Genomic DNA, 12,899 nt, shown 5'->3' with positions numbered 1-12,899 from the left:
AGCGCGCGACCCCCGGGTGTCAGTGCACCAGGAGCGAGCGGATCGAGTTGCCGAACACGATCCGCTCGATGGCCGAGGTCGCGGTCGTCGGATCACTGGCGGCGCCCATGGTGAGCAGCAGCGGAACGTAGTGGTCGGCGGTGGGGTGCGCGACGTGCGCACCCGGCCCCTTGGCGCGGTAGTCGACCAGCGCGTCGATGTCGCCGCGCCGGATGCTGTCCGCGGCCCACTCGTCGAAGGCGGCGTTGTGGCCGGCCAGGGCGGGATTGCGCATCGCGGCGAAGCTGTGCGTCATGAACCCGGAGCCGATGACGAGGATCCCCTCGTCGCGCAGGCCCCGCAGCCGCTGCCCGAGAGCGAGCAGCGCCTCCGGGTCGAGGCTGGGCATCGACAGCTGGACGACCGGCACGTCGGCGGCCGGGTACATCGCCATCAGCGGGATGAACGCGCCGTGGTCGAGGCCCCGGTCGGTGAACTGGTGGACCGGGCCGGTCGAGCCCAGCGTGCCGGCCACCCGGTGGGCCAGGGCGGTGGCGTCCGGCGTCGCGTACGGCAAGGTGTAGTACCGCGGGTGGAACCCGCCGAAGTCGTAGTAGAGCGGGGTGCCCGCGTCGGTGCCGGACAGCGCGGCCGGAGCGTTCTCCCAGTGGGCGGAGACGACGACGATGGCGCGCGGTTTCGGCATGGATCGGCCCCAGGCGAACAGGTCGTCGAGCCAGCGGGCGTCGTCGAGGGTGGGCGGCGCGCCGTGGCTGACGAACAGGGCGGGCAGCGGACCGTCGGCCGGCTCCCAGACGCGGTGGTCGCGTGCCTCCGGCAGCACGCGGGCGAGCAGTGCGTCGTAGGCACCGGCGGGGACGGCGGGGTTCATGGACTCTCCCGGGCGCTCGATCACTTCAACTGTTAAGTGAACCGTACGACCGGACAACTTCAATGTGCAAGTAATTGACGTGCCCGTCACGGCGCCCGCCGGCCGACCGGCGGGCACCCGCCGAGCGCCTAATCGACCCGATAGCCTTCCAGGACGCGCATGATGTCGGCCGCGCCCTCGGTGAGGACGGCGAGGTCCGCGTCGGTGAAGTGCCGCGGGGCGGCCTCCAGGACGCAGTGCGCCCCGAGGACGTGCCCGCTGCCGTCGGTCAGCGGCACACCGGCGTAACTGCGCAGGTGGGTCAGCGCGAGCATCGGATTGCCGGCGTGCCGCGGGTCGGCGTCGCCGTCGGCCACCAGGTACGGGCGGCCGGTCAGCACGGTGTGGGCACACAGCGACCACTCCGCGGGGATGCCCTGCAGATCGTCGCCGGCGTCCGGCACGCCGTGCCGGCCGATGACCAGTTGCGCGCTGTCCAGCAGGACCGAGGCCATCGACACCGGTGCGCCGAGGCGCTGCGCGCTGCGGGCGGCGATCCGGTCGAGGGCGTCGCGCAGACCGGGGTGGAAGAGGTCGTAGCCGGCGAGTTGCCGCATCCGGCCGGGCTCGCCGAGCCGGTCGAACAGGGCGGCGCCGGTCATGCCGTTGTCGGTCGCGAGGTTCATGCGGGACTCCTGGTGGCGAGTTGCGCGGCGGCGAGGTGGGTGTGCGAGGTCAGGCGGATGCGCAGGGCCTGGGCGCACAGCCGGCTGACCGGGTCCAGGTTGGTCATCGTCTCCAGCAGGCGCAGCAGGGACGGTTCGTCGGTCTCGTTGCCGGTCAGCTTCGCGGCTGCCAGCAGCCGGGCCCACGAGGAGCGCCCGGTGTGGCCGTGCACGCGATGCATGGCGTCGCGGGCGTCGGCCATGGTGGGGCGCGACAGCCCGTAGGCGTCGCCGGGCGTTTCGGGTGTGGTCACGGGGACTCCAAGTGGTCCGGGACATCAGGTGGGCGTGGGTGGGCGTCAGTGGCGGAATCCGCCGGCGAGGTTCGTCAGGTCGTTGGCCATGCGGGTCTGCTCGGCGCCCGCGGTGTTATCTGCGCTCACGGCGGTTTCTCATCTCGTGGCTGTCAGGCAGTCGCCCGCCGCGGACGGCTCACCGCCACGCCGGGCCGGAGCCGTTGGTACTCCATCTGTTCGGCTCCCGCGCGATTTCCCTGAGCCGGTGCCGGTACGCCCGCTCGCGATCCTTGCAGTCCGGCCGGGCCGTGACAGTAACGCTGGCACCACCATGTGTCCGGGACCCTGCGTTACTGCCTCACCCCCGTACCGGAGGACATCCTTATCCCGGCCGGCTCGCCGGAGGGCAGCCGGGAACACGGGGAGGAAGACCATGTCGAACCTGGGAAATCGGGCGGTCAGCCGACGGATCGTGCTGGGCGGGATCGGTGGCGCCGCCGGAGCACTGCTGGCCCCGGCCGCGGTCGCGCACGCCGCGCCGCGCTCGATCGACGACGTGGCCCGCCGCCTCGAGGGCCACCTGATCGAGCTGCGCCGCGACATCCACCGTCACCCCGAGGCGGCAGGCCAGGAGGCCCGCACCGCCGCCCTGGTCGCGCGGCAGTTGCGCGGGGCCGGTCTGGACGTCACCACCGGCATCGGCGGCCACGGCGTGGCCGGTGTCCTCACCGGCGCCCGGCCCGGCCGGACGATCGCCTACCGCGCCGACATGGACGCGGTGCCGCCGCAGGACCAGATCGGGGGCGGCCCGGAGGTGGCCCACGTGTGCGGGCACGATCTGCACACCGCCGTCGGGGTGGGCGTCGCGCTGACCCTGGCCCGGCTGCGCGCCCGTCTCGCCGGCCGGCTGGTCTTCGTCTTCCAGCCGGGGGAGGAGTCGCTGGCCGGCGCCGGCGCGATGCTCGACGACGGCGTGTTCGACAGCGTCCGCCCGGAGGAGATCCACGCCCTGCACTGCGGGCCGTTCCCGGTCGGGACGTTCGCCACCACTGCCGGGTTCGGCCTGCCCGGCCAGGACCGCGGCACCATCACGCTGACCGGGCCGGACGCCGCGGCGAACGCGAAGGCGCTCGCCACCGACCTCGCCGCGCTCGGGACGGTGTCCCGTCCCGTCACCTCCGGCGATCTCGAGAACCTGGTCGCCGAGATCGAACGGCCGGGCAGCGCACTGTCCCGGTTCGTCTTCGTGCAGGCCCAGCCGGCCGGCGCCAGCGTGCGCGTCGCCTACCGCTGCTGGCCGCAGGAGCGATACCCCGAGGTGCGCGCCGCCATCCGGCGACTGGCCCAGCGGTACGGCGCCGCCGACGTCACCTTCCCCGCCGACCCCTTCCCGGCGATGGTGTGCCCGCAGCGCGAGGGCCAGGCGCTCAACCGCTATCTGCGCCGCACCATCGGCGACAGCAGAACCCTGCCGACGTACGCCGCGGTCCCGTTCAGCGGCGAGGACTTCGCCCTGTTCCTGAACCGGATGCCCGGCACGTACACCTTCCTCGGTGTCCGCCGCCCCGACGCCGACATCGCCACCAGCTACCCCCACTTCGGGACGTTCGACCCGGACGAGCGCGCCATCGGTCACGGCGTGCGTACCATGGCCGGCTGGCTGACCCACCGCACACGATCGTGACGTGCGATCCCGACGCGCCAGCCCGGGTGCTCAGTCGAGGCGTCCCTGCAACGCCTTGGTCAGGCGGGCCACGGCATCGTCGGGCAGGCTGCCCCCGTTGCCGAGCGCCTGCGTGACGATCTCCTGGAAGGTGCTGCTGAACAGCTCGTAGTGGGTGGTCTCCGGCCGTGGTCTCGCGTTGTCCAGCGCCTCCTTCAGGATCGGGGCGTAGGGCTGGCGGGCCAGGACCGACGGGTTCGTGTAGGCCGCCGTGCGGGTGGCGGCCAGCCCGCCGTCGCGGAACAGCCGGAGCTCACTCTCCTCGCTGGTCAGGAACGTGATCAGCGCCTGAGCGGCGGCGGGGTTGTCGGTGCTGCTGGCCACGGCGAGGTTCTGCCCGCCCAGGACGCTGGGACCGGGCAACGTCCGTACGCCGAAATCCTTCATGGCTTGATCGCCAGCCCGCAGCTGGCTGTACGCCACCGGCCAGTTGCGCATCAACGCGACCTTGCCGGTCCGGAACGCCTCCCGGCTGGTGTCCTCCCGCAACCGCAACGCCTGCGGATGCACGGCCGGCAGGACCCCGTCGACCTGCCGCATCGACTGGGCGAGCTTGCGCAGCGCGGCACGCGTCCGCTCGCTGTCGATCACGACCAGGTCGTTCTTCGCGTCGTACACGTCACCGCCCTCGGCCCAGATGGCCTCCAGCGCGCTGACGGTCAGCCCCTCGTAGGTGTCCAGCGGCGTGACGAACCCCGCCTCGATGCCGGGCACCGCGCCGCTGAGCGCCCGGACGTCGTTCGCGTCCGGCGGCAACGCCGACGGCAGGGCGCTGGCCGGCAACTCCGTGCGGTAGTAGAGCAGGCCCGCGTCGGTGTTGAACGGCAACGCCCACAGCTTGCCGCTGAACCTGCAGGTCGCCAGCGGCGCGGCCAGGAAACCCTTGGTGTCCGTCGTCGGCGCCATCGGAAGGATGAAACCGGCCGAGGCGAACGCCGCCGTCCACGTGGTGTCCAGGTTGTAGATGTCGGCGTCCGGGGTGTCCGACTGCGCCGTCGCCCTCATCTCGCTGTGCTGCGCGTCCGCGCTGCGGGACAGGCTCACCAGCCGCGCCGGGGTCTCCGGGTGCAGGTTGTTCCACTCCTCGATCAGCTTCTCCCGCTGCCCGCCGGTGCTCTCGTCGACCCCGGAATAGATCACCAGCTCGGCGGGACCGGCCTGCGGCGCGGCGCTGTCCGGCCGGTCGAACCGCTCGCGGGCGCTCGTGGCGGCGACCATGATGAGCACCCCGGTGGTGAACCAGGCGAGCGAACGCCACGGTGACCGTCGCGGCCACCACGCGCGGGCGCGGGCCGGCTCTTTGCGCGGGCTTCCGGTCTCTGTCAACGTCCGCTCCACAGGGTCTCGAAGAGCTGAGCCATGGTTTCGGGAACCTCCTCCAGCCCGGCCGACAGGCACTGGCCGCGCCCCGCCTGGGCCAGCTGATACAGCGGCCCCGGCCCGGCCTGCCCGCCGGGCCCGTCGCACCGGGCCTCACCGGTGGCGATCACGTACAGCCGGACATTCGCGCCGGCCGCGCGACGGGCCTGCTCCAGCGCGGCGGGAAGACCCGGCTCGGTGCTGGTGTCCTCGCCGTCGGTCAGCACCACCAGAGCCTGGACCCGCTGCTCGTCGGCACCCCCGGACAGGGCGCCCAGACCGGCGACGACAGTGGCGTAGAGCGGCGTCGACCCGCTCGGCTTGACCGCCCGCAACGCGTCGACGACAGCGGTGCGGTGCCGCGCCGACCCGGTCGCGACACCGACCAGCTCGTACGACTTACGGCCCCCGCTGATCGGGAACGCCCACAACCCGAACTCGTCCTTCGGGCCCAGCTGCCCGAGCGCCTCGCCAACACCCCGGGCCGCCACCGTGAACCGGCTGGTGGCCGCCGAACCCACCGGCTGGCCCATCGACCCCGACGTGTCCACCGCGAGAAGCACTCGGCCGGGGCGTTTCGCCTGCTCGTACAGACTCAGCGTCTTGCGCGGCTCGTCCGGCAGACACGCGTTGAGGTCCAACTCGGAGCAGGCGGCCAGAGGCTGGCGGAGACCCGCCTCGCGCAGCGCCGCGCCGCCGTCCGCACTGCGCAGCCAATCACGGAACCGCTCGACCTCCCGGCTCTGCCGGGCCCCGGTCCAGGTGAACTGGACGAAAGGCTGATCGAGCGCCGGCGCGGAAGCGACCACCACCGGATCCGGCAGGTCCGCCAGCGGCGCGACGGCGGCCGGGCAGCCACCGCCCAGCGCCCGGCCCGCCACGAACCGCTGCCACGACCGCAGGCTGACGAGCACCGCCGCCGGCGCCTTCTGCTCCCGCTGGAACCCGCACAGCAGACCGACCTCGTCGGACACCGAACTCGCCGAGTCGGAGACGATCTGCTCCCGCCGGCGCGCCTCGTCCGGCGCGACCATCTCGCCGTCGGCGTCGCGCAGGTAGACATCGGCGGCCAGCAGGCCGGCGGTCGACGCGACCGGATCGGCCGCCGACAGCGAAGGGCCGGGCACGCCCCGCGCCAGCAGGGCCGACACCAGCTTCGGCAGCGAATCGGCGTCGGTGTGCGGCACCACTGCCACATCCGTGCCGGCCAGCACGATCGGCGACGACGCGATCGACGTGACCTGCCGCAGCGGTGACGGCAGGGTGCCCTTGACGACGATGTCCCGCACCTGACGCACGTCGAGCATCGAATCGGGCAGCCAGATGTCCGGGCGCGGGCCGAGCTGCTCGAGCGGGCGTTCCTCGTTCGCGTCGGACCACCTGCGGGCGAGGGCGCCGCTGACCGCGGAGGTGGCCGCGGCGAACACGTACGGATACACCGCGGGGCAGCCGTCGTTGTCGCGGGCGGTGACCCTGGCGTACGCCCGGGCCAGCTCACCGGTCGTCTCCAAGCCGTCGGGCGAGGCGAGGATGCGCAGCTCCAGCGCTTGCGGGCAGGAATCGTCGCCGGACATTCGGAAGAAGGTCACCGCCGCGCCGGCGAGCAGGACGACGGCCATGCCCGACGCCACCAGGATCCTGGCCCGCCTCGACATCCTGCTGATCAGCGCGACACATCCCTCGACCAGCCACGAGATGGAGGCGAGGAAGGCGAGCGACCAGAGGCTGACCGCGGCCAGCACCATCGCGGAGACCAGCAGCAGCGCCGTGTTGTCGGCGCGCTGAAGTGCGTATTGGGCGATGCCGGCGACCACCAGGGCCACGACGCCGGCCGCGATGGCGTGCAGGCGCTGCTTGTCGCCGGGCCGCCCCGTCTGCTCAGGCAATCGACATCCGCCTCCACCGGGATGCGGGTGGTGCACGGGGCCGCCGTGCCCCGACCGCACGGTCAGTCTAGGGGGGAGCGCCAAACTCATCGATATCTGCCAGGACGGTCCGGTCGTGCCTGCCCGAGGGGTCGCCGCTACCGTGCCCGGAGCTGACGGCGCAGCCAGATCGTCATGCCGCTCGATATCTCCCACGGCGGTCCGGCCGTGCCTGCCCGAGGGGTTGCCGCTACGGTGGCCTGACCTGACGGCGCAGCCGGATCGTCATGCCTCCCGATTTGATGTAAGAGGCCTCTCACTTGGTAATGTAAGAGCCAACTTACACGGGAGTGAGGGGTCGGCATGGGCGAGTCGCGAGACCGGGGTTACCACCATGGTGACCTGCGGGCAGCCCTGATCACGGCCAGTTTCGAGCAGCTCGCCGAGGTCGGGCTGCGCCGGTTCTCGGTGGCCGCGGTCGCCCGCCGGGCGGGTGTCAGCTCCGCGGCTCCCTACCGCCATTTCCCCGACCGTGACCACCTGCTCTCCGCGGTGTCGGCGGCCGCCGCCCGGGATCTTCGCGCCGCGATCCTCACGGCTGCCGACGCGGCCGGCGACGATCCGTGCGCCCGGCTGGCGTCGGTGGCGGGAGCCTATTTCCGGTACGTCGTGAGCACCGGCGCCGGCCTGCACGTGATCTACGCCCAGGAGTTGTACGCCGTGCCCGACGACGAACGACGCGAGCACACCCGCGCCCTGATGGAAACCGTGCTGGATCTCGCGTTCGCCGTCGACGTGCCCTCCTACCAGCAGGCGGTCGCCCTGGTGGAGGCAATCATCGCGGTCGCGCACGGTTACACCTCGCTGTTCACCGACGGCTTCTTCAACCGTGGCGCCCTGTCGATCGATGCCACCGCCGGCCGCGCCGTCGCCGCCGCTCACGCCCTCATCCGAGCCGAACACACCCCCTGACCCGCCGGCTCGGCCCCGGCCCCGGCCCCGCCGACCGTTGCCCGCCGACCCGCTGGCCCCGATGGCCGCGCCGATCCCGCCGGCTCCGCCGCCCATCGGCCCCGATCGCCGCGTCGACCCCGCCGCCGACCCTGCTGGCCCGCCGCCCTGGCTGGACCCGCTGGCCCCGCGCACCCCGCCGTCCGCCGGCCTCGCCGTCCCGCCGTGGTTGTCTGACCGGTCATGGTCAACCCGGCGGGAACGCATCGGCCGGGAACGTGACCGTGATGTCGAGCCCGCCCTCGGGCCGGGTCCACGCGTCCACCCGGGCGCCGTGGACGTCCGCGATCGCCTGCACGATGGCCAGCCCGAGCCCGTGCCCCTCGCCGTGCAACCGCGTGCCCCGCATCCGCTGGAACGGCTCGAACAGCCGCTCCACCTCATCCGGCGGGACAACCGGACCGGTGTTGCGCACGACGATCCGCCCGTCGAGCCGGCCGCCGGCGGACCGCTTGCTCACGGCGTAGACGCCCGGGCTGACCAGGCTGGGGTCGAACGGCTCGGTGACCACCTCGACCCAGCCCCCGGGCACGTTGTGCACCAGCGCGTTCTCCACCAGGTTGGCGATCAGGCTCTCCACCAGGTGCGGATCGCCCCGCACCGGGGACGCCGCCAGCGCGGTCTTCACGGTCAGCCCGCCGGCGGAGCGACCGGCGAGAACCGACCCGGCGATCGCTGCCAGGTCCAGATCGGTGGGCCGCTCGACACCCTGCTGGCCGTTGGCGAGGGTGAACAGGGCCGCGATCAGCCGCTCCTGCGCATCGCTGAGCGCGAGCACCTGGCGGCACGCCTCGCGCAGTGACTCCACGGAGGCCTCCGGGTCGGCCAGCGCGACCTGCAGCAGCGTCTTCTCCGCGGTCAGCGGCGTGCGCAACTCGTGCGACGCGTTCGTCACGAAGTGCCGCTGCGAGGTGAACGACGCCTCCAGCCGCGCGAACAGCTGATCCAGCGTCGCCGCCAGCTCGGCCAACTCGTCCCGGCGGCGCCCGGGGACGCCCAGCCGACGGTGCAGGTTGTTCGCCGAGATGTCCTGCGCGGTCTCGGTCATCATCCGCAGTGGACGCAGGAACCGCCCCGACACCGCCCAGCCCAGCCCGGCCGAGACCAGCACCAACCCGGCCAGCGCGAGCACCCAGGCGCCGACCGGGAACGCCGTGATCTCCGGCATCGGATGGGGATCGGGCCCGCTGCCGACCGGCGCCGACTGCCGTGCCCCGAGCAGGGGCACGGTCACCAGCAGCGACCCCACCACGAAGAACGGCACCGAGTAGAGCAGCATCAGCCGCGTCCGCAGCCTCATGGCGTGCCGATCCGATAGCCGCCCTCGCGCACCGTCTGCACGATCGGCGGCTCGCCCAGCTTGGCCCGCAGCCGCTTGACGGTCGACTTCACCGTCGTGGTGAACGGGTTCGCGGCCTCGTCCCACACCCTCTCCAGCAGTTCCTCCGCGGGGACCGGCCGCGTGCCCGCCGCGAGAAGGCACTCCAGAACACCGAACTCCTTCGGGCTCAGATCGAGCCGGCGCCCGCCCCGGACCGCGACCCGCAGCCCGCTGTCGACCGTCAGGTCGCCGGAGCGCAGCACCGGTGGCACCAGCGTCGTCGGGCGTCGGGCGAGCGCCCGGATCCGCGCCACCAGCTCGGCGAACTCGAACGGTTTCGGCAGGTAGTCGTCGGCGCCCAGACCCAGGCCCTCGATCCGGTCCTGCAGACTTCCGGACGCGGTCAGCATCAACACACGGCTGGTCTGATGGTGGGCGACGATCTGCCGGCAGACCTCGTCGCCGTGGGTGCCCGGCAGGTCGCGGTCGAGCACCACCACCTCATACCTGTTCACGGCCAGCCGATCGAGGGCCTCGTCGCCGTCGAAGGCCAGGTCGACGGCCATGCCCTCCTGACGCAGCCCCTTCCCGATCGTCCGGGTCAGCAGCGCGTAGTCCTCGACCACCAAAACTCGCATGCCACCACGATGCCAGCCCGCCGGTGTCAAACAGGTGTCAGCCGTCGATACCCGGCTGACACCGGCCGCCGCGTAGAACTCCAGCCATGATTTCCGTGAGCGGAGTGCGAAAGCGGTACGGCGGCGCCGTCGCGCTGGACGGCATGACCTTCGACGTGCGGGCCGGCCAGGTCACCGGCTTCGTCGGGCCGAACGGCGCCGGCAAGTCCACCACCATGCGCGTCATCCTCGGCCTCGACGCGGCCGACTCCGGCGAGGCCCTCGTGGAGGGTAAGAGGTATCGCGAGCTGACCGATCCGATGCGGCACCTGGGTTCGCTGCTCGACGCCGGTGCACTGCAGCCCAGCCGGACGGCACGCAACCATCTGCTGTGGCTGGCCCATTCGCAGGGCCTCGGCGCGCGCCGCGTCGACGAGGTCCTGGAGCAGACCGGTCTCGGTGGCGTGGCCCGTCGCCGCGCCGGCGGTTTCTCGCTGGGCATGCGGCAGCGGCTCGGCATCGCGGCGGCGCTGCTCGGCGATCCGCCCGCGCTGATGCTGGACGAGCCGTTCAACGGGATGGACCCGGAAGGGATCATCTGGATGCGGGGCTTCCTGCGATCCCTCGCCGGTCAGGGCCGCGCGGTGCTCGTCTCCAGCCACCTCATGGGTGAGTTGCAGGGCACCGCCGACCACGTGATCGTGATCGGACGCGGCCGGGTCATCGCCGACGCGACCGTCGCCGAGCTGCTCCGCTCGGCATCCGGCGGCCGGATCACCGTACGCACGCAAGCGCCGGAGGCGCCGGAGATCCTTGCCGCAGCCGGCGCGGCGGTCGTGCCCACGGGTGACGGCGGCCTCTCGATCGCCGGCCTGCCGGCCGAGGCGATCGCCGGCGTGCTGCAGCGGCACCACGTGGCGTTCTCCGAGCTCGCGGCCCACCGGGCCACCCTCGAGGACGCCTATCTGGAACTCACCCGCGACGCCGTCGACTACCGGGCGGAGGATCCGCGATGAGCATCCTGCATGCCGAGTGGACGAAGTTCCGCAGCGTGCGCGGCTGGGTTCTCGGTCTGGCCGCCGCGGCCGGGCTGATCCTTCTGTTCGGCCTGGCGCCGGGCATGTCCGGGTCCTGCGGGAAACACGGGCCGGCCTCGGCCTGCACGCCCACGATCGGGCCCGGTGGCGAGCAGGTGAAGGACCGTTTCACCTTCGTGCACCAACCGCTGGCCGGCGACGGCAGCGTCTCCGTCCGGGTGACCTCGCTGACCGGGTCGATCTTCGACGGTCCGGGCGCCGAGCGACCCGGGCTCGCGCCGTGGGCCAAGGCCGGTCTCATGATCAAATCTGGACTGACACCCGGGTCGGCCTACGCGTCCGTGCTGCTCACCGGCTCACACGGGGTGCGCATGCAGTGGGACTACACCCACGACAAGGCCGGTCCGTCCGGCTTCGGGCCGCAATGGCTTCGCCTTTCCCGTACGGGGGAGATCGTCACGACCGCCTCCTCCACCGACGGCGTCACGTGGACGGAGATCGGCGCCACGCGGCTCGCCGGGTTGCCGGCCACGACCGAGGTGGGCCTGTTCGTCACCGCCCCGGAGTACACCTCGGAGATGCACCAGGGGCTGCTCAACGGCTCGCAGGGCGGGCCGACCCAGGCGACCGGCGCGTTCGAGCAGCTCACCACGGGCGACGGCTGGACGGGCGCGGCCTGGCACACCGACTGGATCGGCGGCAGACCGGACTGGACCGAGCTGCCCGACCCGCAACAGCAGGGTGCGGGGTTCCGGGTGGCCGGCTCCGGCGACGTCGGGCCGGCGGGGGCCGGCGTGTCGGTGACGCAGACCCTGGTCGGGACGTTCACGGGCCTGATCGCCGTGGTTGTGCTCGGCGCCGTCGCCATGAGCACGGAGTATCGGCGCGGCCTGATCCGCACCACGTTCGCCGCCGCTCCACGCCGTCTGCGGGTGCTCGCCGCGAAGGCGGCGGTGATCGGCGGGGCCACGTTCGGCATCGGCGTCGTGGCCTCGGCCATCGTGGTCGTTTTCGGTCAGCGGATCCTGCGCGCCAACGGAGTCGCCCTCCTGCAGAGCTCCGCCACGACCCAGGTGCGGATCGTCGCCGGGACGGGCGCGCTGCTGGCGGTCTCCGCGGTGCTCGCCCTCGGCCTCGGCGCCCTGCTGAAGCGCAGCGTCACCGCCGTGACCGTCGCGATCGTGGTCATCGTCCTGCCCTACCTGCTGGCCGTGATCGTGCTGCCGGTCGAGGCCGCCCGCCGACTGCTGACCTTCACCCCAGCGGCCGCGTTCGCCCTGCAACAGGCCGTCAAGCAGTACCCACAGGTCGACGACGTGTATGCGCCCTCCGCCGGCTACTTCCCGCTCGCGCCGTGGGCCGGTCTCGCGGTCCTGATCGGCTGGACCGTCGTGATCCTCGGCGCCGCAGCGCTGCTCCTACGCCGGAGGGACGTATGAGCATGCGGCGGGCGCTGCACGCCGAGTGGACGAAAGCGCTCACCTCACCCGGCACGTCCGGCCTGCTCGTGATGGTCATCGCGGGCACGGCCGGGCTGAGCGGGATCGTGGCCGCCGCCTGCTCCGGCGCCACCTGCGGGGCGGATGTCGCCCTGACCGGCGTCCAGCTCGGGCAGGCGATCGTGGCGATCCTCGCGGTGCTGGTGATCGGCAACGAGTACAGCACCGGCATGATCGGGGTGACCCTGGCGGCCGTGCCACGGCGGTTCCTGGTCCTGATCGGCAAGGCGCTGGTGGTCGCCGCCGGGGTGACGGTCGCCGCAACCGTGGCGGTGGCCGGCTCGGTCGCCATCGGGGAGACACTGCTCCCGGCCTATCACGCCACGCTGCGCCCGGCCGTGGGCACGGTGCTCTACCTCGTGCTGATCGCCCTGCTCAGCCTGGGTCTGGCCACCGCGGTGCGCAACCCGGCGGCGGCCATCGGCACGGTCCTCGCCCTGCTCTACTCCGTCCCGATCATCGTCACCGTGGTCACCGACCCGGTCTGGCACGACCGCCTGGTGAAGTATGCGCCGGTCAGCGCGGGCCTGGCCGTCCAGTCCACCGAGGCGGACCCGCTGATCGGCCCGTGGAAGGGTCTCGGCGTCCTGGCGCTGTGGACCCTCGCCGCGCTGCTCGCGGGCGCGATCACCCTCCAGCGGCGGGACGCGTGACGC

Annotated in this window: 12 protein-coding genes; 5 read left to right on the top strand and 7 right to left on the bottom strand. The window is 72.6% G+C overall.

The window, feature by feature from the left end; all coding sequences use genetic code 11:
• Window positions 1-19: 19 nt before the first annotated feature.
• From Acy02nite_RS37945 to Acy02nite_RS37935, 3 genes are all read right to left on the bottom strand, one after another.
• Window positions 20-871 (bottom strand): dioxygenase family protein, encoded by an 852-nt coding sequence (locus Acy02nite_RS37945; RefSeq protein ID WP_239175566.1) that lies wholly within the window; start codon window positions 869-871, stop codon window positions 20-22.
• 128 nt (window positions 872-999) lie between these two features.
• Window positions 1,000-1,536 (bottom strand): GAF domain-containing protein, encoded by a 537-nt coding sequence (locus Acy02nite_RS37940; protein WP_239175565.1) that lies wholly within the window; start codon window positions 1,534-1,536, stop codon window positions 1,000-1,002.
• Window positions 1,533-1,829 (bottom strand): hypothetical protein, encoded by a 297-nt coding sequence (locus Acy02nite_RS37935; protein ID WP_239175564.1) that lies wholly within the window; start codon window positions 1,827-1,829, stop codon window positions 1,533-1,535. The genes Acy02nite_RS37940 and Acy02nite_RS37935 overlap by 4 nt, the downstream gene beginning before the upstream one ends.
• A gap of 415 nt (window positions 1,830-2,244) precedes the next feature.
• Between Acy02nite_RS37935 and Acy02nite_RS37930 the strand changes: the two genes are divergently transcribed.
• Entirely contained in the window at window positions 2,245-3,495 is a 1,251-nt protein-coding gene (locus Acy02nite_RS37930; RefSeq protein ID WP_203752607.1) for a M20 metallopeptidase family protein, read from the top strand.
• A gap of 30 nt (window positions 3,496-3,525) precedes the next feature.
• Here Acy02nite_RS37930 and Acy02nite_RS37925 read toward each other — a convergent pair whose 3' ends face one another.
• Both Acy02nite_RS37925 and Acy02nite_RS37920 read right to left on the bottom strand, forming a co-directional pair.
• Window positions 3,526-4,860, bottom strand: a complete 1,335-nt coding sequence (locus Acy02nite_RS37925) for an extracellular solute-binding protein (protein ID WP_203752604.1) — start codon at window positions 4,858-4,860, stop codon at window positions 3,526-3,528.
• Complete coding sequence (locus Acy02nite_RS37920) at window positions 4,857-6,779, bottom strand: vWA domain-containing protein (protein WP_203752602.1); 1,923 nt, start codon at window positions 6,777-6,779, stop codon at window positions 4,857-4,859. Before Acy02nite_RS37920 ends, Acy02nite_RS37925 begins: the two co-directional genes overlap by 4 nt.
• 342 nt (window positions 6,780-7,121) lie before the next feature.
• On the opposite strand from Acy02nite_RS37920, the gene Acy02nite_RS37915 reads away from it, so the two are divergent.
• Entirely contained in the window at window positions 7,122-7,730 is a 609-nt protein-coding gene (locus Acy02nite_RS37915; protein ID WP_203752601.1) for a TetR/AcrR family transcriptional regulator, read from the top strand.
• Between the two features lie 226 nt (window positions 7,731-7,956).
• Here the strand turns inward: Acy02nite_RS37915 and Acy02nite_RS37910 are convergent, their stop codons facing one another.
• Together Acy02nite_RS37910 and Acy02nite_RS37905 are read right to left on the bottom strand one after the other, a co-directional pair.
• Entirely contained in the window at window positions 7,957-9,069 is a 1,113-nt protein-coding gene (locus Acy02nite_RS37910; RefSeq protein ID WP_203752600.1) for a sensor histidine kinase, read from the bottom strand.
• Window positions 9,066-9,728, bottom strand: coding sequence for a response regulator transcription factor (locus Acy02nite_RS37905; protein ID WP_203752599.1), 663 nt, complete (start codon window positions 9,726-9,728; stop codon window positions 9,066-9,068). The genes Acy02nite_RS37910 and Acy02nite_RS37905 overlap by 4 nt, the downstream gene beginning before the upstream one ends.
• A gap of 86 nt (window positions 9,729-9,814) precedes the next feature.
• Here Acy02nite_RS37905 and Acy02nite_RS37900 point away from each other — a divergent pair, with 86 nt between their 5' ends.
• Genes Acy02nite_RS37900 through Acy02nite_RS37890 form a run of 3 tightly spaced genes read left to right on the top strand, consistent with a single transcriptional unit; the run spans window position 9,815 to window position 12,896 of the window.
• Window positions 9,815-10,723, top strand: coding sequence for an ATP-binding cassette domain-containing protein (locus Acy02nite_RS37900; protein WP_203752598.1), 909 nt, complete (start codon window positions 9,815-9,817; stop codon window positions 10,721-10,723).
• Window positions 10,720-12,183, top strand: coding sequence for a DUF1349 domain-containing protein (locus tag Acy02nite_RS37895; RefSeq protein WP_203752597.1), 1,464 nt, complete (start codon window positions 10,720-10,722; stop codon window positions 12,181-12,183). Before Acy02nite_RS37900 ends, Acy02nite_RS37895 begins: the two co-directional genes overlap by 4 nt.
• A complete protein-coding gene (locus Acy02nite_RS37890; RefSeq protein WP_239175563.1) occupies window positions 12,180-12,896 on the top strand; it encodes an ABC transporter permease in 717 nt (238 codons plus the stop codon). Before Acy02nite_RS37895 ends, Acy02nite_RS37890 begins: the two co-directional genes overlap by 4 nt.
• The last annotated feature ends 3 nt before the right edge of the window (window positions 12,897-12,899 follow it).

It is taken from the genome of Actinoplanes cyaneus (assembly GCF_016862095.1).
Classification (GTDB): Bacteria; Actinomycetota; Actinomycetes; order Mycobacteriales; family Micromonosporaceae; genus Actinoplanes; species Actinoplanes cyaneus.
This window is presented reverse-complemented; position numbering and strand designations above follow the sequence as displayed.